Annotated in this window: 16 protein-coding genes; 4 read left to right on the forward strand and 12 right to left on the reverse strand. The window is 72.6% G+C overall.

Going from position 1 to position 23,084, the window contains the following annotated elements; translation table 11 throughout:
• From ACIQFU_RS18790 to ACIQFU_RS18805, 4 genes are all read right to left on the reverse strand, one after another.
• On the reverse strand, positions 1-224 hold a 224-nt coding region (locus ACIQFU_RS18790; RefSeq protein ID WP_402552809.1), incomplete at its 3' end, for a flavodoxin-dependent (E)-4-hydroxy-3-methylbut-2-enyl-diphosphate synthase.
• A 252-nt stretch (positions 225-476) separates the two neighbouring features.
• On the reverse strand, positions 477-1,769 hold the full coding sequence (locus ACIQFU_RS18795; protein ID WP_402553112.1) for a M50 family metallopeptidase: 1,293 nt from the start codon (positions 1,767-1,769) through the stop codon (positions 477-479).
• A gap of 8 nt (positions 1,770-1,777) precedes the next feature.
• Complete coding sequence (gene dxr, locus ACIQFU_RS18800; RefSeq protein ID WP_402552811.1) at positions 1,778-3,034, reverse strand: 1-deoxy-D-xylulose-5-phosphate reductoisomerase; 1,257 nt, start codon at positions 3,032-3,034, stop codon at positions 1,778-1,780.
• Positions 3,035-3,263: 229 nt separating this feature from the next.
• Entirely contained in the window at positions 3,264-5,210 is a 1,947-nt protein-coding gene (locus ACIQFU_RS18805; protein ID WP_402552813.1) for an acyl-CoA dehydrogenase family protein, read from the reverse strand.
• A 291-nt stretch (positions 5,211-5,501) separates the two neighbouring features.
• Here ACIQFU_RS18805 and ACIQFU_RS18810 point away from each other — a divergent pair, with 291 nt between their 5' ends.
• Entirely contained in the window at positions 5,502-6,515 is a 1,014-nt protein-coding gene (locus tag ACIQFU_RS18810; RefSeq protein WP_402552814.1) for a LacI family DNA-binding transcriptional regulator, read from the forward strand.
• Between the two features lie 98 nt (positions 6,516-6,613).
• Here ACIQFU_RS18810 and ACIQFU_RS18815 read toward each other — a convergent pair whose 3' ends face one another.
• The 6 genes from ACIQFU_RS18815 to ACIQFU_RS18840 are packed head-to-tail and all read right to left on the reverse strand — an operon-like array spanning position 6,614 to position 15,264.
• Entirely contained in the window at positions 6,614-7,336 is a 723-nt protein-coding gene (locus ACIQFU_RS18815; protein WP_402552815.1) for a hypothetical protein, read from the reverse strand.
• 38 nt (positions 7,337-7,374) lie between these two features.
• Complete coding sequence (locus ACIQFU_RS18820) at positions 7,375-9,591, reverse strand: glycosyl hydrolase family 95 catalytic domain-containing protein (RefSeq protein ID WP_402552817.1); 2,217 nt, start codon at positions 9,589-9,591, stop codon at positions 7,375-7,377.
• Entirely contained in the window at positions 9,588-11,558 is a 1,971-nt protein-coding gene (locus ACIQFU_RS18825; RefSeq protein ID WP_402552818.1) for a beta-galactosidase, read from the reverse strand. The genes ACIQFU_RS18820 and ACIQFU_RS18825 overlap by 4 nt, the downstream gene beginning before the upstream one ends.
• Positions 11,558-12,508: a carbohydrate ABC transporter permease gene (locus ACIQFU_RS18830; RefSeq protein WP_402552820.1), complete on the reverse strand. Its 951-nt coding sequence runs from the start codon at positions 12,506-12,508 to the stop codon at positions 11,558-11,560. Before ACIQFU_RS18830 ends, ACIQFU_RS18825 begins: the two co-directional genes overlap by 1 nt.
• A 5-nt stretch (positions 12,509-12,513) precedes the next feature.
• Complete coding sequence (locus ACIQFU_RS18835; RefSeq protein ID WP_402552821.1) at positions 12,514-13,551, reverse strand: ABC transporter permease; 1,038 nt, start codon at positions 13,549-13,551, stop codon at positions 12,514-12,516.
• Positions 13,552-13,578: 27 nt separating this feature from the next.
• Complete coding sequence (locus tag ACIQFU_RS18840; RefSeq protein WP_402552823.1) at positions 13,579-15,264, reverse strand: extracellular solute-binding protein; 1,686 nt, start codon at positions 15,262-15,264, stop codon at positions 13,579-13,581.
• 331 nt (positions 15,265-15,595) lie between these two features.
• On the opposite strand from ACIQFU_RS18840, the gene ACIQFU_RS18845 reads away from it, so the two are divergent.
• Complete coding sequence (locus ACIQFU_RS18845) at positions 15,596-18,448, forward strand: glycoside hydrolase family 3 C-terminal domain-containing protein (RefSeq protein WP_402552825.1); 2,853 nt, start codon at positions 15,596-15,598, stop codon at positions 18,446-18,448.
• A gap of 49 nt (positions 18,449-18,497) precedes the next feature.
• On the opposite strand, the gene ACIQFU_RS18850 is transcribed toward ACIQFU_RS18845, so the two are convergent.
• Positions 18,498-19,175 (reverse strand): response regulator, encoded by a 678-nt coding sequence (locus tag ACIQFU_RS18850; RefSeq protein ID WP_402552826.1) that lies wholly within the window; start codon positions 19,173-19,175, stop codon positions 18,498-18,500.
• Positions 19,172-20,458: a sensor histidine kinase gene (locus ACIQFU_RS18855; protein ID WP_402552828.1), complete on the reverse strand. Its 1,287-nt coding sequence runs from the start codon at positions 20,456-20,458 to the stop codon at positions 19,172-19,174. Before ACIQFU_RS18855 ends, ACIQFU_RS18850 begins: the two co-directional genes overlap by 4 nt.
• A gap of 142 nt (positions 20,459-20,600) precedes the next feature.
• Between ACIQFU_RS18855 and ACIQFU_RS18860 the strand changes: the two genes are divergently transcribed.
• Both ACIQFU_RS18860 and ACIQFU_RS18865 read left to right on the forward strand, forming a co-directional pair.
• Positions 20,601-21,731, forward strand: a complete 1,131-nt coding sequence (locus tag ACIQFU_RS18860; RefSeq protein WP_402552829.1) for a glycosyltransferase 87 family protein — start codon at positions 20,601-20,603, stop codon at positions 21,729-21,731.
• Positions 21,728-22,972 (forward strand): glycosyltransferase family 4 protein, encoded by a 1,245-nt coding sequence (locus tag ACIQFU_RS18865; protein ID WP_402552830.1) that lies wholly within the window; start codon positions 21,728-21,730, stop codon positions 22,970-22,972. Before ACIQFU_RS18860 ends, ACIQFU_RS18865 begins: the two co-directional genes overlap by 4 nt.
• The last annotated feature ends 112 nt before the right edge of the window (positions 22,973-23,084 follow it).

Below are 23,084 nucleotides of genomic sequence, written 5' to 3' on the forward strand. Positions count from 1 at the left end.
TGGGTCGGGCAGGCCACACGCACGATCTGGCAGCCCGACGCCGTCAGCTCGGCGATCTGCTGGAGCGTCGCCCCGATGTCGGAGGTGCGGGTGGTGGTCATGGACTGCACCGACACGGGGGCGTCGCCGCCCACCGCCACGGGCCCGACCTGGATCTGCCGGCTCTTGCGGCGCTCCGCGAGCCTGGTCGGAACGTCCGGCATGCCGAGAGAAATCGCAGTCATCTGCTGTGCAACCCCAAGTCGTGGATCAAGGTCCGGCCCCGTTCAGCGGCGGGCTCCGGCATTCGAGATTACGGCACCGACATGAACACCGGGCACGCGGCGTACGGCGGATGCACCCTTTGGCGTCCATCTGCCGGGCGAGCGGAGTGAAGCCCGGTCCGGAGGGACATGCTCTCCGGATCGGGCTTCACATCGGATCGGCGGACGGTCCGCGGGACGGGCCGTCGCTCCCGGGGCCGCGGACGGCCGGCGTCAGGTTATCCGCACGGGGTTGACGACGTCCGCCACCAGCACGAGCAGCGTGAAGCAGACGAAGACGCCCGCCACCACGTAGGCCACCGGCATCAGCTTCGCCACGTCGAAGGGGCCCGGGTCGGGCCTGCGCAGCACCTTGGCCGCGGCGCGGCGCAGCGACTCCCACAGCGCGCCCGCGATGTGGCCGCCGTCGAGCGGCAGCAGCGGGAGCATGTTGAAGAGGAACAGGGAGAGGTTGAAGCCGGCCACCAGCATGACGAACATGGCGAGCTGCTGGGTGGGCGGGATGTCCAGGGTGGCGATCTCGCCGCCGACGCGGGCGGCGCCGACGACGCCCATCGGGGAGTCGGACTCGCGGGGCCCGTCGCCGAAGGCCGCGTCCCACAGGGCGGGGATCTTTGCGGGCAGGGCGGCGAGGTTGTCGACGGCGTCGCCGATCCGGTCGCCCATCCAGGTCACGGACTGGCCGAAGTCCTGTTTCACCACGCCGGTGGCGGAGCTGAAGCCGAGGAAGCCCGCGGTGACGTACTCGCCCTGGACGATCTGACCGTGGGAGTCCTTCTTGGCGACCTTGTTGGTGGCGATGGTCGCGTGGAGGGTGATCTCCTCGCCCTTGCGCTCGACGACGACCGGCACGTCGTCGCCGGGGTTGGCGCGGATCAGGTCGGACAGCTTGTCCCAGTCGTCGGTCCGTACGCCGTCGAAGGCGAGGATCTTGTCGCCGGCCCTGAGGCCCGCCGCGGCGGCCGGGGAGGCGGGGTCGGACTTGGTGCAGTCGTCGCGGTTCTCGCTCTGCGAGATGACGCACTGCGAGACGGAGCTGACGGTGGTGGTCTGCTGCGAGATGCCGAAGCCCATCAGCACCGTGAGGAAGAGCACCACCGCCAGGACGAGGTTCATGAACGGCCCGGCGAACATGACGACGACACGCTTCCACGGCTTGCGCGTGTAGAAGAGGCGCTTCTCGTCTCCGGGCTGCAGTTCCTCGAAGGCGGCCGAGCGGGCGTCCTCTATCATCCCGCGCCAGGGCGAGGTGGAGCGCGCCTCCATGCGGCCGTCGGGGCCGGGCGGGAACATGCCGATCATGCGGATGTAGCCGCCGAACGGGATGGCCTTGACCCCGTACTCGGTGTCGCCCTTCTTCTTGGAGAAGATCGTCGGTCCGAAGCCCACCATGTACTGCGGCACCCGGATGCCGAACATCTTGGCCGTGGACAGGTGGCCCAGCTCGTGCCAGGCGATGGAGAACAGCAGGCCGACGGCGAAGAGGACTATGCCGAGGATGAACATCAGGGTCGTCATGCACGGGCCTCCGCCGTCTGTGCCGCCAGTTGCCGGGCCCGGGCGCGCGCCCAGGTCTCCGCTTCGAGGACGTCCGCGACGGTGAGCGAGGTTCCCGCACGGGGGGTGCCGTGCTCCTCGACCACCCGCGTGACGGTCTCCATGATCCCGAGGAACGGCAGCGCACCGCGGCGGAACGCCTCGACGCACTCCTCGTTGGCGGCATTGAACACCGCCGGGGCCGTGCCCGCGAGCCGCCCTACATGCCGGGCCAGGTTCACCGAGGGGAAGGCCTCGTTGTCGAGCGGGAAGAACTCCCAGGTCGAGGCCTTGCTCCAGTCGAAGGCGGGCGCGGCGTCGGGGACGCGTTCGGGCCAGCCGAGGCCCACGGCGATGGGCCCGCCCATGTCGGGGGGCGTGGCGTGGGCCAGTGTCGATCCGTCCGTGTACTCGACCATCGAGTGGACATACGACTGCGGGTGCACGACCACCTCAATGCGGTCGAAGGGAATGTCGTAGAGGAGGTGGGCCTCGATCACCTCCAGGCCCTTGTTGACGAGGGTGGCGGAGTTGATCGTGATCACCGGGCCCATGGCCCAGGTGGGGTGGGCGAGGGCGTCCTCGACGGTGACCGCGGCCAGCTCGTCCCTGGTACGGCCCCGGAACGGGCCGCCGGAGGCGGTGACGACCAGCTTGCGCACGTCGGCGCGGGTGCCGGCGGCCAGCGCCTGGAAGAGGGCGGCGTGCTCGGAGTCGACCGGGATGATCTGGCCCGGCTTGGCGAGCGCCTTGACCAGCGGTCCGCCGACGATGAGCGACTCCTTGTTGGCCAGCGCGAGGGTGCGGCCCGCCTCCAGGGCGGCGAGGGTCGGAGCGAGGCCGATGGAGCCGGTGATGCCGTTGAGCACGGTGTGGCAGTCGGAGGCGGCGAGCAGGGTGGCCGCGTCCGGTCCGGCGAGGACCTCGGGCAGCGGCTCGCCGGTGCCGTACTGGGCGCCGAGCGCTTCCCTGAGGGCCGGTACGACGTCCTCGCGGGCGACGGCGACGGTCCGCGCCTTCAGCCGGTACGCCTGCTCGGCGAGGAGGGCGACCCGGCCGCCGTTGGCGGACAGGGCGGTGACCCGGAAGCGGTCCGGGTTGCGCAGCACGAGGTCGATGGCCTGGGTCCCGATCGACCCGGTGGACCCGAGGACCACCACGTCCTTCGGGCCGTCGCCCGCCACCGGGTCGTAGACGAGGTGGGGGTCGGCGAGTGGGGCTGGACTGTCGCTCATCCCCCCATTGTGTCCGCAACGGCCCTCCGTGAGGACAGCGCGTCCCTCGGTCGGGTGTCGTGCGCCCACGGGAGGACCGCCGGGCCGGCTCCCCCGGCCGGCTGCTGCCGCCGGGACCCGGCCTCCCGCCGGGCGGCCCGGCTGCTGCGCAGCGGCCCGCCCGAGGGCAGGCCGGCCAGGGCGCGGCGGTGCGCCCGGCGCCGTCTCCGGGCCTGGCCGGGCCCGCGGGTCAGCCGATGGCCCGGCGGACGTTCTCCTTGGCGCTCGCGCCCGGTGTCGCGTCCGCGATCCACGGGCCGTCGCCGGACGGGTCGACGACGCCCTGCTCCAGCCACTCGTACGCGCCGCCCAGCACGCCCTTGACGACCTTGCGGTCCAGGTCGTCGGTGTTGCTCCACAGGCGGCCGAAGAGTTCCTCGACGCGGATGCGGGACTGGTGGCAGAAGGCGTCGGCGAGCTGGTAGGCCTCGCGGCCGTGGTCGTCCTTGGCGCGCAGGTGCTCGGCGCGCACACAGGCTGCGCTCATCGCGAACAGTTCCGCGCCGATGTCGACGATCCGGCCAAGGAAGCCCTGCTTGGTCTCCATCCGGCCCTGCCAGCGGGACATGGCGTAGAAGGTGGAGCGGGCGAGCTTGCGGGCGGTGCGTTCGACATAGCGCAGGTGCCCGGAGAGATCCCGGTGGCCGGCCGGGTGGAAGTCGGCGTACGAGCGCGGGAGTTGGCCGGGTCCGGCGACGAGCTTCGGGAGCCACTTGGCGTAGAAGACGCCGGCCTGCGCGCCCGCCTTCGCCTTGTCGGAGAGGGTCTTGTCGGGGTCGATCAGATCCCCGGCGACCGAGAGGTGGGCGTCGACGGCCTCGCGCGCGATCAGCAGGTGCATGATCTCGGTGGAGCCCTCGAAGATCCGGTTGATCCGAAGGTCGCGCAGGATCTGCTCGGCGGGGACCGCGCGTTCGCCGCGGGCTTCGAGGGAGGCGGCGGTCTCGAAGCCGCGGCCGCCGCGGATCTGGACGAGTTCGTCGGCCATCAGGCAGGCCATCTCGGAGCCGTAGAGCTTGGCGAGGGCGGCCTCGATGCGGATGTCGTTGCGGTCCTCGTCGGCCATCTGGGAGGAGAGGTCGAGGACGGCTTCGAGGGCGAAGGTGGTGGCCGCGATGAAGGAGATCTTGGAGCCGACCGCCTCGTGCAGCGCGACCGGCTTGCCCCACTGCTCGCGCACCGCCGACCACTCGCGGGCGATCTTCAGGCACCACTTGCCGGCGCCGACGCACATGGCGGGCAGCGAGAGGCGGCCGGTGTTGAGGGTGGTGAGGGCGATCTTGAGGCCGGCGCCCTCGGAGCCGATGCGGTTCGCGGCGGGCACACGGACCCGGTGGAAGCGGGTGACGCCGTTCTCCAGGCCGCGCAGGCCCATGAAGGCGTTGCGGTTCTCGACGGTGATGCCCTCGGAGGCGGCCTCGACGACGAAGGCGGTGATGCCGCCCTTGTGCTCCTCGGACTTCGGGACCCGGGCCATGACGACGAGGAGGTCGGCGACGACGCCGTTGGTCGTCCACAGCTTCACGCCGTCGAGGACGTAGTCGTCACCGTCCCGGACGGCGGTCGTGGCGAGGCGCGCCGGGTCGGAGCCGACGTCGGGCTCGGTGAGCAGGAACGCCGAGATGTCGGTGCGGGCGCAGCGCGGCAGGAACGTGTCCTTCTGCTCCTGGGTGCCGAACATCTTCAGCGGCTGCGGCACGCCGATCGACTGGTGGGCCGAGAGCAGTGCGCCGATCGCGGGGTTCGCGGAGCCGACCAGGGCGAGGGCCTTGTTGTAATAGACCTGGGTCAGGCCGAGGCCGCCGTACTTGGTGTCGATCTTCATGCCGAAGGCGCCCAGCTCCTTCAGCCCGGTGATCACGTCGTCGGGGATCCGCGCGTCGCGCTCGATCACCGCGCCGTCGATCTTCGTCTCGCAGAAGTCGCGCAGTTTGGCGAGGAACTCCTCGCCGCGCTGGACGTCCTCGTCGGCCGGGAGCGGGTGGGGGTGGAGGAGGTCGAGGCGGAAGCGGCCGAGGAAGAGCTCCTTGGCGAAACTGGGCTTGCGCCAGTCCTGTTCCCGGGCCGCCTCCGCGACCTGTCGGGCCTCACGTTCGGTGACGGTGGGTCGGGAGGAGGGGGTGGGTGGTGCGGACATGGGGCTCACCTCGCCGCGATTCGTCCTGCACGAACTTGCGGACGTACGTTACTAGTCGGTGCTACCCGATCGTATGTACCCGATCCCGGGCGACCCAGCCACCGTTCGTGCGGCCGTTCGGCCGATACTGCGTGGGGAGGCCGGAAGACGGAAAGCCGGAGGAGAAGACTGTCGAAGCGCTTCGACAGCCTATGGACACCCATCCTCGCTGCGGCTACTGTCGAACCACCCTCACCCACCTGCATTGGCCCCGCGCGCTGTCGAAGCGCTTCACACAACTTGGAGAGCTGGATGGTCACCCTCGCCGAGGTCGCCCAGCACGCCGGAGTCTCGGCCAGTACGGTGAGCTATGTCCTCAGCGGCAAGCGGTCCATCTCCACCACCACCCGGCAGCGGGTCGAGGAGAGCATCCGGAAGCTCGGCTACCACCCGAACGCGGGCGCCCGCGCCCTGGCCAGCAGCAGGTCGAACATCATCGCCCTCATGATCCCGCTGCGCACCGACATGTACGTGCCGGTGATGATGGAGATCGCCATCGCGGTCGCGGCCGGCGCGCGCACCCACGGGTACGACATCCTGCTGCTGACCGGCGAGGAGGGTCCCGACGCGGTGCGCCGCGTCACCGGCAGCGGACTCGCCGACGCGATGATCCTCATGGACGTCGAACTCGACGACGAGCGGCTCCCCCTGCTGCGCGACACTCACCAGCCGTCCGTCCTGATCGGCCTCCCCGCCGACACCGAGGGCCTGACCTGCGTCGACTTGGACTTCCGGGCGACCGGCGCGCTGTGCGTGGAGCATCTGGCGCAGCTCGGGCACCGCGACATCGCCGTCATCGGCGAGGCCGCCGCCGTCTACGAACGGCACACCGGCTTCGCCGAGCGCACCCTCGACGGGCTGCGCTCCCGCGCGCGGGAGCTGGGACTGCGGCTGCTGCACCGGCCCTGCGAGGGCGGGTACGACGCGATGGCCGCGACGCTGGCCCGCGTCTTCGACGAACGCCCGGACACCACGGGCTTCGTCGTCCAGAACGAGTCGGCGGTGGAACCGCTGCTCGCCCTGCTGCGCCAGCAGGGCCGGGCGGTGCCGGAGGACGTGTCGGTGGTCGCGGTCTGCCCCGAGCAGGTCGCCACCCAGGCCTCGGTGCGGCTCACCTCGGTCGCGCTGCCCGCGCAGGAGATGGGGCGACGGGCCGTGGAGCAACTGGTCGCCAAGCTCGACGGGCGCGGGAGCGACGAGGTCGTGCTCCTCGCGCCGGAACTGACCGTCCGGGCCAGCTCGGGACCGGCGCCCGTCCGGCCGTAGTTCACGCCGCTCCGCGCGCGGCCGCCGGTGGTGGCCCCGGCGGAGTGAGCGCGGGGGGCCGGTCCCGGACCGGCCCCCCGCGCCGTGGCGTACCGCGGTCAGCCGCCGCTGACCGTCAGGTTGTCGGTGCGGAAGTCCAGACCGCCGGCGGACGAGGTGATCTCGTAGCCGAACTGCACGTCACCGATGGTCTCGTTGCCCATCCAGCCCTTGGTGTCCTTGATCCACTTCAGGATCGGGAGGATGTTCACCGTGCCGGAGCTGGAGTCCGAGGTGCGCAGGAACGAGAAGACCTCGTTGGCGCCGTTGTCCCCCTTGTAGACGTTCCAGGTGTGGCCGCCGAGGCTGACGGTCCCCTGCGAGGTGCCGAGGGGGCCGACGGCTCCGTTGTGGTTGACCCAGAGCATGATCTCGTAGTCGTAGTCCGTGTCCCAGATGTCGTACGACGTGTTGTACGCGCCGGACGACGGGACCGTGACGGCGTAGCTGCTGGTGAGCGAGGAGAGGGAGGAGATCGGCTTGTTGATCACCTTCTTGGCGTTCGGGTAGGACTTGATGCCCCCGGTGTTCGGGTGGTCGGCCCAGACGCCCCAGTCGGTGCCGGAGTTGGCCCACACGCACTGGCTGCCGGCGCCGGAGCCCCAGATGTTGTTGTAGAGGGTGTAGCCGTTCAGGGTGGTGTTGCCCCACTGGTCGCAGGAGTTCCAGACGGCGGCCTGGGCGGGGGCGGAGGCCAGGCCGACGGTGGCGCCGAGCGCGAGGGCCGGGGCGAGGAGAGCGGTCAGGGTGCGGGTGCGGGCGGTGCGCGTGCGTGGTGCCATGGCTTTTCCTTCCATGGGTGGGGGGAGGTGCGCTGGTGTTACCGCGCCTTGACGCTGATGACGCGGTCCTCCCCGGCGACGAGGTCGAGCGGTTCGGCGCCGGAGGGAGTCCGGAGTTCGACGCGGTGGGTCCGGTCCGGGTGCAGGACGGCCCTCGCGCCGCCGTCCGGTGTCCAGGCGAGGTCGAGCGATGCCCCGAACCTGGTGCGTACGCCCCTGAGTTCGCCCTGCCGGCAGGAGGGCGGGAGGGCGGGCAGCAGGACCAGCCGGCCGGGGGTGGACTGGACGAGCATCTCGATCAGCACGGCGGGCAGGGTGTGCGCGGCGTCCGCGTTGTAGACGTCGCGGCGGGGGTAGTGCGCGCTCATCAGGGAGGCGTGGAAGTAGTCGCCGTCGAGCACCCGGCCGAGCGCGTGGGCGACGCGGGCGCCGTCGCGGAGCCTCGCCGCGACGAGGGCGTGGTGGAGGTGCCCGTGGGCGGAGTCGTTCTCGGCGCCGCGCAGTTCGAGGGCGCGGCGGGCGGCCTCGGCGAGGTCGGGGGTGTCGTAGGGGCTGATCTCGTCGAGCGGCCAGACGCCGTAGAGGTGGCTGAGGTGGCGGTGGTCGTAGGTGTCCACCAGGCCGGGCCACGCCCATTCCGCGAGGGCGCCGTCGGCGTTGACCCGGTGGGCGGGGAGGCGGCCGGCGAGGGCGCGCAGGCGGTCGGCGTGCTCGGGGAGGCGGTCGGCGGCGGTCAGCAGGGCGTGCCGGGCGGCGGAGAGGTCCATGGCGGCGTTCAGCGCGCCCCAGCTCGCGTTCGCGGGACGGTTCTCGGGCGAGTAGGAGGGGACGACGACCAGGTGTCCGTCGTCGTCGGTCCGGGTGAGGAAGTCCTCGTAGAAGAGGGCGACTTCGGCGAGAGCGGCGGTGGTGCGCGGGTCGCGCGTGCCGTAGGTCTCGTCGTGGTCGACGAGGGGCTTGAGCAGCCAGTCGGCGCCCGCGGTCCACAGGTGCAGGGGGTACTCGCGGCTGAAGTGGTACGTGTGGCCGCTCTCGCCGTCGGTGTGCGAGGGCGCGACCGCGCCCCGGGTGCCGAAGACCGCGCGTGCGTTGTCCCGCCAGTGCGGGAGCTGGCGGTGGACCAGGGCGGCGTGGGCCCCGGTGACCTCGGGGAGCGCGGCGGCCGCTGCCGAGGCGGTCTGGAGGTTGAGGTTGGCGTTGGTGGTGAAGGCGCCGGACCAGGCGGTGTTCCAGTCGCCGGTCCACAGACCGGTGAGGCGGGGCGGGAGCAGGCCGCTCGCCGACAGCAGGTGGTAGCGGCCGGCGGCGAAGAGCCGTTCGAGGAGGGCGGCGCTGTCGGGCCGGGTGAGCAGGTCCGAGCCCGGCAGGGCGCGTTCGGCGGGGTCGGCGGCGAGGTCGAGGGTGACGCGGTCGTAGGCGGTGCGGTGGTGGGTCAGGTGCCGGGCGAGGAGGTCGTCGTACGAGCCCGCGTACGGCGCCGCGTCCAGCAGGTCGCGCAGGGCGCGGCTCTCGGCGACGGTGTCCAGCTCGCCGGTGTGGCGGTGCACCCGGGTCAGCAGCAGCACCTCGGTGGCGCCCTCGGTCAGGACGCCGGGCGGCGCGAGCCTCGTGGTGCCGCCGGTGACGGCGACGAGGGTGACGCCCGTGTAGGCGAGGTCGCTGCCTGGGTAGCGGGCGCGCAGGGTGAGCAGGGCGCCCTCGGGGGTGAGGACGGCACCGTGGCCGATGCCCAGTCCGGCGGGGGCACCGGGGAGGTGGGGGTCGAGGGACAGGTCGAGGGTGAGGTGCGGGGCGGTGACGTGCTGGACGATCACGTCGTCGGCGCGGGAGACGAAGACGCGGCTGGTCCAGCCGGCGCGGATGGCGGTCGTCTCGCCGGTGGTGAAGTCGACGGCGCGGCGGTAGGGGGCGTGGGTGTCGTCGCCGGACGGCCGGTTCAGGCGCAGCTGGAAGGCCGGGTGGAAGGGGCGTACCCATCGCAGCGGGCGGCCGTCGGTGAAGGTTTCGGCGGCCGCCGTGTCGCCGGCCAGCAGGCGGTCCTGGAGGGCGGGGAGTTCGGCGGCGAGGGCGGGTGGGCGGCGGTGCGCGTCGTCGCCGTCCGGGCGGACGAGGGTGTGGTGGGTGACGATCACCCGGTCGTTGTCCGGGTCTCCGTGCACGAGGGCGCCGTGGTGGCCGTTCCCGCTCAGGAAGGCGTCCTCCCAGCGGGCGGCGGGCTCGGGCTCCCAGGTGCCGTGGACGGGCGTGGCGTTCATGGTCCCAGCACCGCCACGCCGTAGCGGCCCAGGGTGATCCGGTCGGTCGCCTTCGTCTCCGTCAGCAGGTCGTGGTGGGTGCCCGGGAGGTCGACGGTGACCGGGTCGCGGCCGTGGTTGAGCAGGAACAGCCGGTCGCCGCGCCGGACCGCTTCGACGCCGTCCGGGAGTCCGTCGAGCACCGGACGGACGCCCGCGCCGGCGGCGACGCGGGCCAGCAGGGCGCGCAGCGCGTCCGGCTCGGGGAGCGTGGAGACGTACCAGGCGCGGCCCTTGCGCAGTACGGCCGGCAGTCCGTCGAGTTCGCCGCCCCGGTAGGCGACGGTCTCGTCGGCGGTGCCGTCGGGCTCCAGCTCCTCGGACCACAGGGTGCCGCGCAGGCCGCCCTCGCACTCGGCGCTCTCGCCCGGCCGCAGCGGCCACCACTCGTGCAGGGTGCGGATGCCGAACAGCTCGCGCAGCCGGGCGTCCATGGCACCGGGCCGTACCCGGTCGTCCTGGTCGGCGACGCCGGTCAGGAAGCCGCAGACGAGGGTGCCGCCGCCGCGGACGTAGGCGAGGAGGTTGTCGACGGCGGCGTCGGTGAGGAGGTAGAGCTGGGGGGCGACGACGAGGCGGTAGCCGGTCAGGTCGTGTCCGGGGTGCGCGAAGTCGGTGGTGAGGTGGGCCTGCCAGAGCGCGCGGTGCCAGGCGCCGAGCACGTCCGGGTAGTCGACCTCGCGGGAGGGCCGGGCCTCCTGGTCGCCGGCCCACCAGGAGTGCCAGTCGTGCAGGACGGCGACGTCGGCGTGGACCGCGCCGCCGGTGATGTGCGGGGCGATCCGGGCCAGGTCGGCGCCGAGCTGCCTCACCTCCTGGTACGTGCGTCCCCGCTCGCCCGCGTGGGAGACCATCCCGGAGTGGAACTTCTCCGCGCCCTGCCGCGACTGCCGCCACTGGAAGTGGCAGACGGCGTCGGCGCCGCGGGCCACCGCCTGCAGCGACCAGAGGCGGGCCAGGCCGCGCGGCTTGGGGTGGTTCACCGGGCGCCAGTTGACGGCCCCGGCCGCCTGTTCCATGAGCATCCACGGGCCGCGTGCCTGGGAGCGGGTCATGTCCTGGACGAGGGCGCCGTGCTGGGCGGCGAACGGGTCGCGCGGGTCGGGGTAGAGGTCGACGGAGACGACGTCCTCCTCCTCGGCCCAGCGCCAGGCGTCCTGACCCGACCACAGCGGCATGAAGTTGGTGGTGACCGGGAGGTGCGGGGTGTGGCGGCGGACGATGTCGCGCTCGGCGGTGCAGCACTCCAGGAGCATGTCGGAGGTGAAGCGCCGGAAGTCCAGCACCTGGGCCGGGTTCTTGAGGTAGTGGGTGCGGCGGGCCGGCAGGATCTCCGCCCAGTCGCCGTAGCCCTGGCTCCAGAAGGCGGTGCCCCAGGCCGCGTTGAGGGCGTCGAGGGTGCCGTAGCGGTCCTGGAGCCAGCGGCGGAAGCGGGCGGCGGCCTCGTCGCCGTGGTCGTGGGTGCAGTACTCGTTGTTGATGTGCCACATGAGGAGGGCCGGGTGGCGGGCGTAGCGGGCGGCCAGGGCCTCGGTGACGGCGGCGGCGTGGCGGCGGTAGACGGTGCTGGAGTGCGAGAAGTGCTGCCGGCCGCCCCACCACTCGGTGCGTCCGTCCTCGTCGCGGGGCAGGGTGTCGGGGTGGAGCCGGCCGAGCCACGGCGGGGGCGAGGCGGTGGGGGTGGCGAGGACGACGCCGATGCCGTTGGTGTGCATCAGGTCCATGAGCCGGTCCAGCCAGGCGAAGTCGTGGACGCCGGGGCGTGGTTCGAGCTTCGACCAGGAGAAGACGCCGAGGGTGACGGAGTTGACGCCGGCGGCCTTCATCAGGCGTACGTCCTCGGGCCAGGTCTCCTCGGGCCACTGCTCGGGGTTGTAGTCGCCGCCGTAGAGGATGCGCCCGCCGGTGGCGTCGGACAGGTTCGGCATCAGCCCTTCACCGCCCCGGTGAGCATGCCCTTCCTGAAGTGGCGCTGGACGAACGGCGACAGGACGGCGACCGGCAGCAGGGCCATGACCATGACGGCCATCTGCACGGCGAGGCCGGACAGTTCACCGGTCTTGATGGCCTGGCCGAGGCCGACCGGCGCCTCCTGCTTCTGCACCAGCTGGATCATGACGTTCTGCAGGGGCAGCATGTCCTGGTCGTTGAGGTACAGGGAGGCGTTGAACCAGGCGCTCCAGTAGCCGACGGCGTAGAACAGCGTGATCACCGCGACGACCGCGCGGGACAGCGGCAGCACGATCTGCCACAGGATGCGCAGGTCACCGGCGCCGTCGATGCGGGCGCTGTCGACGAGTTCCTGGGAGATGCCCATGAAGAAGCCGCGCAGCACGAGGATGTTGAAGACGCTGATCGCGCTGGGGAGGATCAGCGCGAGGTAGCTGTCGGTCAGGCCGAGGGACTGCACCAGCAGGTAGGTGGGGATGAGACCGGCGCTGAAGAACATCGTGGCGAGCAGCACCATGAGGATCCAGCGGTGGGCGAGGGAGCCGCTGCGGGAGAGCCCGTAGGCGCACAGCACGGACACCGCCATGGAGAACAGGGTGCCGACGAGCGTGACGCCGACGCTGACGAGCGCGGCGCGGGTGACCTGTCCGCCGCTGAGCAGTTCCCGGTAGGCGACGAAGGTGAGGTCCTTGGGGATCATCACCAGGCCGCCGGCCTCGTCGATGGACTTGCGGGTGGACAGGCTGGTGACGATCACGATCCACAGCGGGAACAGGATGCCCATACAGGCCAGGACCAGCACGAGGCCCTTGCCGGCGAGCCCGGCCCGGCCGGGTTTCTCCTCCCACACGGGGCGGGGCGGGGCCGCCCACCGGCGGGGCGGGCGCACGGGGGTGCCGGCCGCACGGGTCGCTGTCGTTTCCTGCACGGCGGTCACTTCTTGTACACCCCTTGCTCGCCCATGAGGTGGGCCACCTTGTTGGCCGCGAGGACCAGGCCGAGACCGATGACGCCCTTGACGAGGCCGGCGGCGGCCGCGTAGCCGAAGTCCTGGTTGCGTACGCCGTTCCACCACACGAAGGTGTCCAGGACCTCCGCGGCACCCGGTCCGACCGCGCCGCGTTGCAGGAGGATCTGTTCGAACCCGACGGTCAGCGCGTCGCCGACGCGGAGCACCAGCAGCAGGGCGACGACCGGCCGCAGGGCGGGCAGGGTGACGTGCCACATGCGGCGCCAGCGGTTCGCGCCGTCCATCGCGGCCGCCTCGTACAGGTCGGGGCTGACCGAGGCGAGGGCGGCGAGGAAGACGATGATCCCCCATCCGGCGTCCTTCCACACGCTCTGCGCGGTGATCAGGAACTTGAAGGTGTCGGGGTCGGTCATGATGTCGAGCCCGTCGTACCCGTGCTGCCGCAGCAGCTGGGAGAGGAGCCCGGCCCCGCCGAGGAGCTGCTGGAAGACGGCGACGACCAGCACCCACGAGAAGAAGTGCGGCAGGTAGAGGATGGCCTGCGAGACCGCCCGCACCCGGGGCCTGACCACGCTGTTGATGAGCAGCGCGAGCAGGATCGGGATGGGGAAGTACAGCAGGAGCTGGAGGACGAAGAGCACGAGGGTGTTCCGGACCGCGTTCCAGAAGGCGGAGTCCTCGAAGATCCGCTGGAAGTTCTCCAGGCCCACCCACGGGCTGTGCAGGACGGAGACGACGCCGTTGTCGCTGAGGTAGGGGTCGTACTCCTGGAAGGCGACGACGTTGCCGAGGATCGGTACGTAGTTGAAGACCAGGAGCAGCACGACGGCCGGCAGGGTCATCAGCAGCAGCACACGGTCGCGCCGGAACCTCAGCCGCAGGCTCAGCTTCCCGGTGGGCGGCCTGTCCGGGGCGCCCGTGCCGCCGCCGTGCGCCTTCGGGGGCCTCTTCTTGACTTCTTCGGCCTCGGTGTCGGTCCGAGGCACCGTGCTGTGGGACACGGCGGTTCTCCTTGCCTCGGTACCTGGTCAGCCGGCCGCCGAACCGTTCTCGTCGAGGATCTTCCGGTACCAGTCGCGGAGCTTGTCCCCGCCCTTGCTCTTCCAGTCGGAGACGGCCTGCTGCACGTCGCCGATCTTCTTGCGGCCGCGGACGACGTCGTCCTCCAGCTGCTCGAAGTCGTTGGAGAGGTTGGTCCAGCGGGCCGGCTCGGTGATCTGCATGCCGTAGAACGCGGGCTTCCTCGTGACGGCGCCCATGCGCTGCTGCCACTCGACCTGTCCCTTGGCGACCTCGGGGAAGTCGGGGTGGGCGATGGTCGCGGCGGGGCTCGCCACCATGACGTAGGCGTTCATCACGTCGATGTTGCCCTGGTCGGTCTTGGTGGGCACGCCGTCCTCGACGGTGTAGTGGGTGCCCTCCACGCCGTAGTTGGTGGCCATGTACTCCTTGGTGCCGTACGGCGCGGCGGTGACGTTGGCGACGGCCAGCACGTCGCGGATCACGGCCTCGGACGCCTTCTTGTTGACGAAGGCGAAGATGCCCGCCGGGTTCTGCGCCCACAGGGTGGGGGCGCCGCCGTCGTGGCCCCAGATGTCCATGCCCCAGATCTCGAACTCGGGGTTCTGGGTCGCCTGTTCGGCGGTGCGGCTCCACCACTGGGAGGAGTCCTGGTTGTAGATCAGGAACTCGCCGGCGGCGAACTTCGGGCCGGGGTCGGCGGCGTTGGACTTGCCGAGCTCGGCGTCGGGGTGGACGACGCCGGCGGCGAACAGCTTGCGCGTCCACTCCAGGGCCTCGAGGTACTCGTCGGTCTCGATACGGTGGACCAGCTTGCCGTCGACCTCGTTCCAGCCGAGGGACTTCTCGTTGCCGGAGAGCACGCCGAAGGCGTTGAACGCGGTCCACTTCATGTCCAGGCAGGCCCAGCGCTTGGCCCTGGCGTTGGTGGCGTCCTTGGCCAGGGCCATGAACTCGTCGCACGAGCGGGGGACTTCGTAGCCCTGCTTCTCGAAGACGTCCCGGCGGTAGAGCGGGACGATGCCGGTGACGTACGAGGACGGCATGGGCAGGCCGCGCAGCTTGCCGCCGAAGATGGACCGCTGCCAGGCGTCGGTGGGGATCGCGGCGAGGTTCGGGTACTCCTTGACCGCGTCGCCGGAGAGGTAGGGGCCGAGGTCGGCGAACTTGCCGATGATGGCGCTGGGGATCTTGCCGGTCATGTTCCAGCCGGGCACGACCACCACGTCGGGCACCTCGCTGGAGGCGAGGACGGCGCCGAGCTTCTGGTCGTAGGTGTTGCCGTCCTGGTTCTGCCAGACCACGTCGACGCCGATGAGGTCGTTCATCGCCTTGTAGTAGGCGTTGTCCTCCTTGGGCGGCGAACCCCAGAACGGCGACATGACGGTGACCTCGCCGCCCTTGCCGAGCTTCTTGGGCACCGAGGTCTTCAGGCCGGCCAGGTCCAGCTTGCCGGTGAAGCCGACCGCGGATCCGTTCTTGCCGGGGATGTCGGGTGTGACCACGTTGCTCGCCACGTAGGCCGGAAGGATCTTCTTGGCGTCCTTGCCCGACGTGGTGCCGTCGCGCGAGCCTCCGTCGGAGCCGCCGCAGGCGGTCAGCAGCGGCACCCCTCCGGCCACCGCTGCGGTGGCGACCGCGGTGGAGGCGAGGAAACTTCTCCGGCTGGGGCCGGAGGCGGCGTTCGGCGTCATTTGCGTCAACCCTTCGTGCCTTCGTGGCGCACCGGGACACCCGACGGCGGCCGTCGGGTGCGGTGTCTTGAGAGAACTGGGACCAGTTCGTGTCGAAGCGCTTCGATGTTGCAGCGAGGTTAAGTTAACCCCTCGGGGGGCACAAGAGCCGTTCCCAAGATTCCTGCCCGGCGCCGCCGCAACGGGACTTGGCCGGGCATCCGTTCTCCACGTTGCAATGCGGCACGGGTTGGGTCGCGAACCCCCGCAGCGTCTTGACACCCGCCGGGGCCTGCACAGAGCATCGAAGCGCTTCGACGTCCTGCCCGCTCCATCCCGAGGGGACCTCCACGTGACCGCACCCACGCCGCCGTTCCGTGATCCGCACCTGCCGTTCACGAAGCGCGTCGACGACCTGATGTCGCGGCTCACGCTCGACGAGAAGACCGCCTTCCTGCACCAGTTCGCGCCCGCGGTCGAGCGGCTCGGCATCGCGGCCTTCCGCACCGGCCAGGAGGCGCTGCACGGTGTGGCCTGGATGGGTCCGGCGACCGTGTTCCCGCAGGCCGTGGGACTGGGTGCCACCTGGAACGAGGACCTGGTGCGCCGCGTCGGCGAGGCGGTGTCCAAGGAGGCCCGGGCGATGCGCGCGCGGGACGAACGCGTCGGTCTCAACGTCTGGTCCCCGACCGTGAACCTGCTGCGCCACCCCCTGTGGGGCCGCAACGAGGAGGGTTACTCCGAGGACCCGGGGCTGACCTCGGCCATCGCCACCGCGTACACCCGGGGACTGCGCGGCGACCACCCGGTGTACTGGCGCACCGCGCCCGTCCTCAAGCACTGGCTCGCGCACAACAACGAGACCGACCGGGACACCTCCTCGTCCTCGGTCCGTCCGCGCGTCCTCAACGAGTACGACCTGCGGGCCTTCCGCGAGACGGTCGAGGCGGGCGCGGTGGCCGGGGTGATGCCGGCCTACAACCTGGTCAACGGCCGTCCCAACCACGTCTCCCCCCACCTCGGGCGGCACCTGCGCGCCTGGACGGAGGAGGAGCTCCTGGTCTGCTCGGACGCGGGCGCCCCCTCCAACCTGGTCGACTCGGAGCACTACTTCGACACCCACGAGGAGGCCACCGCCGCCGCGCTGCGGGCGGGGGTGGACAGCTTCACCGACCACGGCACCGACTCCTCGAAGATCGTCGCGCGGGTCCGGGGCGCCCTGGAGCAGGGCCTGCTGACGGAGGCGGACGTGGACGCGGCCGTGCGGCGGCAGTTGTCGGTGCGTTTCCGGCTCGGCGAGTTCGACGCCGGGCACGACCCGTACGCGGTGGCGGCGGACGGTGCCGCGGACTTCGACACGCCGGAACACCGGGCGCTCGCGCAGGAGGCGGCCGAACAGGCGGTGGTCCTGCTCAAGAACGACGGCGTGCTGCCCCTGGCCGCCGACACGCGCGTCGCCGTCGTCGGGCTGCTCGCCGACGAGTGCAAGCTCGACTGGTACAGCGGCACGCTCATCCACCGCTCGACCCCGCTGGAGGGCCTGTACGAGCGGTTCGGCGCCGACCGGGTGACCTTCGCGGAGGGCGTGGACCGGGTCAGGCTGCGCACGGCCGACGGTTCGTTCCTGCACGTCCTGCCGTCGGACGACGCACCCGCCGGCGCGCGCGGCACGGAGGGCGCCCTCGACCCGGCCCTGCTCGCCGGCCGCACCGACCTGCCGCCCCTGACCACCGACGCCGTCGGCACCGAACTGGCGCTCGTCGACTGGGGCGAGGGCGTGCTGACCCTGCGCGCGCCCGACGGACGCTACCTGTCCGTCGCCGGGGACGGCTTCGTGCGCGCCTCCGCCGACCAGCCCGGCGGCTGGGTCGTCCAGGAGACCTTCCGGCTGGAACCCCATGGGAACGGTCACCTCCTCAGGCACACGGGAACGGGTCGCCTCGTCCAGGTCGCCGCCGACGGCGTGAAGGTTGCCGACGCCTCGCACGACGCGGACCCCGAGGTCTTCGGGCTGGTCGTCGCCGAGCGCGGCGAGGACGCGGTGACGCGGGCGGCGGCCGGGGCGGACGTGGTCGTGGTGGTCGCGGGCAACGACCCGCACATCAACGGCCGCGAGACCGAGGACCGTACGACGCTGCGGCTGCCCGGCCACCAGGAGCGGCTGCTGCGCGCGGCCCGCGCCGCCAACCCGGCGACCGTCCTCGCGCTGGTGTCCGCCTACCCGTACGCGGTCGACGTCCGCACACTCCCGGCGGTGCTGTGGAGCGCGCACGGCGGCCAGGCGACCGGCACCGCGCTGGCCCGGGTCCTGGCCGGGGACGTCTCCCCGGCGGGCCGGCTCCCGCAGACCTGGTACGCGGACGACGCCGACCTGCCGGATCTCCTCGACTACGACGTGATCGGCGGCCGCCAGACCTACCTGTACTTCGAGGGAACGCCGCTGTTCCCGTTCGGGCACGGCCTGTCCTACGCGTCCTTCGGGTACACGGACCTGACGGCACGGGTGCGGGAGGGGGCGGTGTCCGTGTCCTTCACGGTCGTCAACACCGGTCAGGCGGCCGCCGACGAGGTGGCCCAGCTCTACGTCCGCGCCGCCGAGCCGTCGGTGCCGCGCCCGCGCCGGGAGCTGCTGGCCCACCGCCGGTTCGCCCTGGCCCCGGGCGCCTCGGCCCGGGTCTCCTTCGAGGTCCCGCCGTCCGCCCTGGCGTTCTGGGACGTGGCGCACGGCCGGTGGCGGCTGGAGCCGGGCCCGTACGACCTGCTGGTGGGTGCCTCCAGCGAGGACGTGCGCCTGTCGGCGACCGTCGACATCGACGGCGAGCCCGCCGCACCGCGCCCGGTCGGCGAACGCGGCCTGGAGGCGGCCGACTTCGACGAGCAGAGCGGCACGGAGATCGTCGACCGGACGAGGACGGTGGGCGACGCGGTGACCCCGGCGGCCGGAGGAACCGGCGAACTGCTCTACCGTGCCTGCGACTTCGGCAGCGGTGTGCGGCGGGTGACCGTGTCGGTCGCGGGCGGCGGAACGGTCGAGGTGGCCCTCGACGGGGGCCCGTGGGCGGCGGCGCTGTCACCTGCCGAGCCGACCGCGGGGCCGTACGACTACGTGGAGCTGGACGGAGCCCTCGCCGCCGAGGGCGTCCACGATCTCCGCGTCAGGCTGCGCGGCTCACTGCGGCTCGCGCACGTCGGCTTCTCCGGTTGAGGGTCCGGAGACGGCCGGCACCGGACGGGGTCCGGCACCGGTGGCGGAGCTACCGGTGCCGGACCCCCGACTCGCGGCCCGCCCTGACCAGGCCCAGTTCGTAGGCGACGATCACCGCCTGGGCGCGGTCACGCAGTTCCAGCTTGGCGAAGAGCCGGTTGATGTGGGTCTTCACGGTGTGGTCGGTGATGGTGAGACGCCCCGCGATCTCCGCGTTGGACAGGCCACGCGCGATCAGGGTCAGCACCTCCGTCTCCCGGGCCGTGAGGTCACCGGCCGCGGGGACGGGCAGCCGTGAGCCGCGCGCGTGCACGAACTCGGCGATCAGGCGCTTGGTGATCTCGGGCGACAGCAGTGCGTTGCCGCTTGCCACCACCCGTACCGCGTGCAGCAGTTCGGGGAACGTGGCGTCCTTGAGCAGGAAGCCGCCCGCCCCGGCCGCGAGCGCGTCGTACACGTACTCGTCGAGGCCGAAGGTCGTCAGCATCAGCACCTTGGTGGCGCCCGCGGACGCGGCCAGGATCTCCCGGGCCGCGTCGATGCCGTTCTTGTGCGGCATGCGGATGTCGAGGAGCGCCAGGTCGGGGCGGGTCTCACGGGCGGCCAGCACCGCCCGCGCCCCGTCCTCCGCCTCGGCGACGACCTCGATGTCCTCCTGGGTGTTCAGGAGGTTCACGAACCCGGTGCGGACGACCGCCTGGTCGTCGGCGACCAGTGCCCTGATCACGCGCGGCTCCCTCCCTCGTTCCACACGGCCCGTCCACTCCCCCACGGAAGCTCCGCCTCCACCAGGAAGCCGCCGTCCGGTCCCGCCCCCGCGCTGAGCCGGCCCCCGACCAGGGCGGCCCGCTCCCGCATGCCGGTCAGCCCGTGGCCCGTACCCGGTCCGGAGCCGGGGGCCGCGACGGGGACGGCGTCCGGACCGGAGCCCTGTCCGGTGCCCGTCCCGGCCCCCGGGCCGTCGTCGCGGACGCGGAGGGTGAGCATCCGGTCGGTGCCGTAGTCGACCTCCACCACGGTACGGGCGCCGGGGGCGTGCTTGCGGGCGTTGGTCAGCGCCTCCTGCGCGATCCGGTAGGCGGACAGCTCCCACGCGGCGGGCAGCGCCACCCGCTCCCCGGTGATCCGCAGCTCGGCCGTACCGCCCACCGCCCGGTGCTGCTCGACCAGTTCGGCCAGGTGGTCCAGGGTCGGCTGCGGGGCGGTGAGCGCGGCTTGGCCGGTGTCGCCCTGGGGCGTGCGCAGGACGCCGAGCAGGCGGCGCAGTTCGGCCATCGAGGAGCGCGCGGTGCCGGCGATCTGCTGGAAGCCGTCGCGGGCCTCGGGTGTGAGTCCGGGGGTGGTGTACGTGGCGCTCTCGGCCTGTACGGCGATCATCGACACCGAGTGGGAGACGATGTCGTGCAGTTCGCGGGCGATCGCGGCGCGCTCGGCCTCGGCGGCCTGCTGCCGTTCCATGGCTATCAACTTGGCCTGTGCCAGGCTCCGTTCGGTGCGCGTCTCCTCCCGGGAGCGGACCGCGTCGCCCATCATCACCGCTCCGAAGACGACCACGGTCAGCAGGAACGACTCGGCGAACAGGCTCAGCGACCCCTTCTCCCACAGCGCGGGCACCGGCAGGTCCATCCGCGACCAGGTGTTGATGTGCACCAGGTTCACGCACAGCGCGCCGAGTGCGCCGCCCGCGACGGTGAGGGCCGGGTGCAGTACACGGTTGCGGCCCAGGGAGTAGCAGCCGGTCAGTCCGCTCACCATGATCGAGACGTACAGGTTGACGTCCCCGGCGAAGGCGATCAGTCCCGCCGCTACGGTGAGCATCGCGACGGGCGGGAAGGAACGCCGCCACATCAGCGAGGCGGCGGACACCAGCACCCCGACCGTGGTCGTGACGCCGCCCGGAATGGCGATCAGCTCCACCACCGCGCCCGCCGTCACGGCGCCGCCGGTGATCCAGGGGTAGGCGGGCGCCGCGATCCGGTCGCGCAGCCGCTGTTGGGGCGACGTACTCATGCCCCCATGATCCCGGCCGGGGCGAGGAAGCGCGTCACCGCTCGGGTGGAGTCCGGGACCGGATGTCGTACCACGGGTTGAGTCCCGGGTGCGGAGCCTCGGTTGACGCCCTTCGGCCTGCGGATTCCTAGCGTCGACGGACATGAGGAAGACCTTTGGGGAGCGGGTCGCCGGGTACGCCCGGTGGCCCGTCGAACGGATCGCGTGGGCCGGGTGCGCGGTGGTGGCGACGGGCTTCGCGCTGGTGTCCGACCTGGCGACGCACCGGATGTGGGGATGGTCGGCCGGGGCGGGGTACGCGCTCGCGGCGTTCCTGTCCTCGGGGCCCGCTCAGCGCCGGGCGGCTCGCGCGGTCGCGGTGGCGGGGGCCGTCGTACTGCCGCTCGTCAGCCTGGTGGCGGCGGGGCTCGGGCAGTCGGAGGTCGCCGTGGTCGAACGGTCGGGGCGGCTGCTGGCCGCCACCGGGAGCCCGTACGTCACGACTCCCTCGGCCGTGGGCGACTTCAATCCCTATCTGCCGGGGATGGCGCTCTTCGGCGTCCTGCCGGGCGACCCGCGCTGGTGGCTGGGCGGCGCGTTCGTCGCGTCCCTGGCCGCCGCGGGACTGCGCCGCGCCGGGCCGCTGCTCGCCTGCCCCCTGGTCGCGCTGCCCCTCGCGGTGGGCGGCGTCGACCTGCCGGTGGCCGGCCTGATCTGCCTCGGCCTCGCACTGGCCGGGCGGGGCCGTCCGGGGCGGGCCGGTCTCGCGCTCGGGGCCGCCGCCGCCCTCAAGTGGACCGCCTGGCCCGCGCTGCCGGTGGCGCTGGCCCTGGTCGCCGTACGCCAGGGCGGCCGGCCCGCGTTGCGGTGCGCGGGCGTGGGCCTTGGCACCGGGACGGCCGTGGTCCTGCCCTTCGCGCTCACCGATCCCGCCGGCTTCTTCCGCAACGTCGTGGCCTTCCCGTTCGGGCTCACCGCCACCGCCTCGCCCGCCGGCAGTCCGCTGCCCGGTCATCTGCTCGCGGCTCACGTCCCCGGCGGCACGCTGATCGCGCTGGCGCTCCTCGCGGCCGGCGCGCTGCTGATCGGTGCCTCGCTCGCGGTGCGCCCCCCGGACACGCTGCGGGCGGCGGCCGGACGGCTCGCGCTGGGCCTCGGCCTGGCGACGGCCCTGATGCCGGCGACGCGCTTCGGCTACCTGGTCTACCCGCTGGTCCTGGCCGCGCTGGCGCACGGTACGGCGCACCGCGCCCCCGAGGTCACCGACCATCCCGTCGAGAGGACGTCCGCATGACGAGCGACACCCGCGCCCGGCCCCGCACACTGATCGTCGCCAACGACTTCCCGCCCCGGCAGGGCGGCATCGAGACCTTCGTCCGGGAACTGGCCGACCGCTTCCCGCCCGACGAGGTGGTCGTCCTCACCTCCGCGCCGCCCGCCGCGGCGGAGCCCGGCGAGCCCCGCCCGTACCCGGTGGTCCGGCATCCGGCCCGCACGCTTCTGCCGACTCCCCGCGCGACCGCGCACGCCGCGGCGGTGGCCCGCCGCTACGGCTGCGACCGGGTGTGGTTCGGCGCGGCCGCGCCCCTCGCGCTGATGGCGGGACGGCTGCGGCGCACGGCGGGGATCCGCACCGCGGTGGCCACGACCCACGGCCACGAGGTGTGGTGGGCCCGCACCCCGGGCGCCCGGGGCCTGTTGCGCCGCATCGGCACCGAGGTGGACGCGCTGACCTGGCTGGGCGAAGGCACCCGGGGTCCGATCGAGGCGGCCCTCGCCCCCGGCACCCGCACCGCCCGCCTGGTCCCCGGCGTGGACACCGGGGCCTTCCACCCGGCCGTCGACGGCAACCCGGTCAGGACGAGGTACGGCCTGGGTCACCGCCCCGTGGTCCTGTGCGCGTCCAGGCTGGTCCCGCGCAAGGGCCAGGACACCCTGATCAGGGCGCTGCCCTGGGTGCGCAGAGCGGTCCCCGACGCCGTGCTGCTCCTGGTGGGCGACGGCCCCTGCGCGTCCCGCCTGCGTCAACTGGCCCTGCGCGAGGGCGTCATGGACTCGGTCTTCTTCACCGGCGGCCACCCCCACCACGCGCTGCCGTCCTTCTACGCCGCCGCCGACGTCTTCGCCATGCCCTGCCGCACCCGCAGGGCCGGACTGGAGGTGGAGGGTCTGGGGATCGTGTACCTGGAGGCCGCCGCGTCCGGTCTGCCGGTGGTCGCGGGCGACTCGGGCGGCGCGCCCGACGCGGTGCGGGACGGCGAGACGGGGCACGTCGTCGACGGCCGCTCGGTAGCGGCGACGGCGGACCGGCTGATCCGCCTCCTGCGCGCTCCCCGGCCGGCCCGCGCCATGGGCGACAGGGGCCGCCACTGGGTGCGTACGGCGTGGTCGTGGGACCGCTCGTACGCGACGCTGCGCGACCTGCTGGACGGACGTACGGCGGGCTGCCGCACAGCGGGACTCGGGACCCCGCCCCCACACCGGCCGCCCGCACACCGGCCGACGGCCCCCGGACCGACGCCGCCCCGCACCTGACCGCCCGCCCCGGCTGCCCGGCCGGCGGCCGCGTCCTGGCGGTCACCGGCGCCGAGCCGCCTCCCGGGACGTACGTGTCCGGACGGTTCACCGGCTCGGCGCCGGGCGGAAC

This window comes from Streptomyces sp. NPDC093065, assembly GCF_044754585.1.
Lineage (GTDB): Bacteria > Actinomycetota > Actinomycetes > Streptomycetales > Streptomycetaceae > Streptomyces.

Excerpts from the sequence above, each read along its gene's own strand:
- ACIQFU_RS18795 (WP_402553112.1), bottom strand. The coding sequence starts at position 1,769 with ATGTTCATCCTCGGCATAGTCCTCTTCGCCGTCGGCCTGCTGTTCTCC.
- ACIQFU_RS18805 (WP_402552813.1), bottom strand. The coding sequence starts at position 5,210 with ATGTCCGCACCACCCACCCCCTCCTCCCGACCCACCGTCACCGAACGT.
- ACIQFU_RS18825 (WP_402552818.1), bottom strand. The coding sequence starts at position 11,558 with ATGCCGAACCTGTCCGACGCCACCGGCGGGCGCATCCTCTACGGCGGC.
- ACIQFU_RS18815 (WP_402552815.1), bottom strand. The coding sequence starts at position 7,336 with ATGGCACCACGCACGCGCACCGCCCGCACCCGCACCCTGACCGCTCTC.
- ACIQFU_RS18810 (WP_402552814.1), top strand. The coding sequence starts at position 5,502 with ATGGTCACCCTCGCCGAGGTCGCCCAGCACGCCGGAGTCTCGGCCAGT.
- ACIQFU_RS18860 (WP_402552829.1), top strand. The coding sequence starts at position 20,601 with ATGAGGAAGACCTTTGGGGAGCGGGTCGCCGGGTACGCCCGGTGGCCC.
- dxr (WP_402552811.1), bottom strand. The coding sequence starts at position 3,034 with ATGAGCGACAGTCCAGCCCCACTCGCCGACCCCCACCTCGTCTACGAC.
- ACIQFU_RS18855 (WP_402552828.1), bottom strand. The coding sequence starts at position 20,458 with ATGAGTACGTCGCCCCAACAGCGGCTGCGCGACCGGATCGCGGCGCCC.
- ACIQFU_RS18840 (WP_402552823.1), bottom strand. The coding sequence starts at position 15,264 with ATGACGCCGAACGCCGCCTCCGGCCCCAGCCGGAGAAGTTTCCTCGCC.
- ACIQFU_RS18865 (WP_402552830.1), top strand. The coding sequence starts at position 21,728 with ATGACGAGCGACACCCGCGCCCGGCCCCGCACACTGATCGTCGCCAAC.
- ACIQFU_RS18820 (WP_402552817.1), bottom strand. The coding sequence starts at position 9,591 with ATGAACGCCACGCCCGTCCACGGCACCTGGGAGCCCGAGCCCGCCGCC.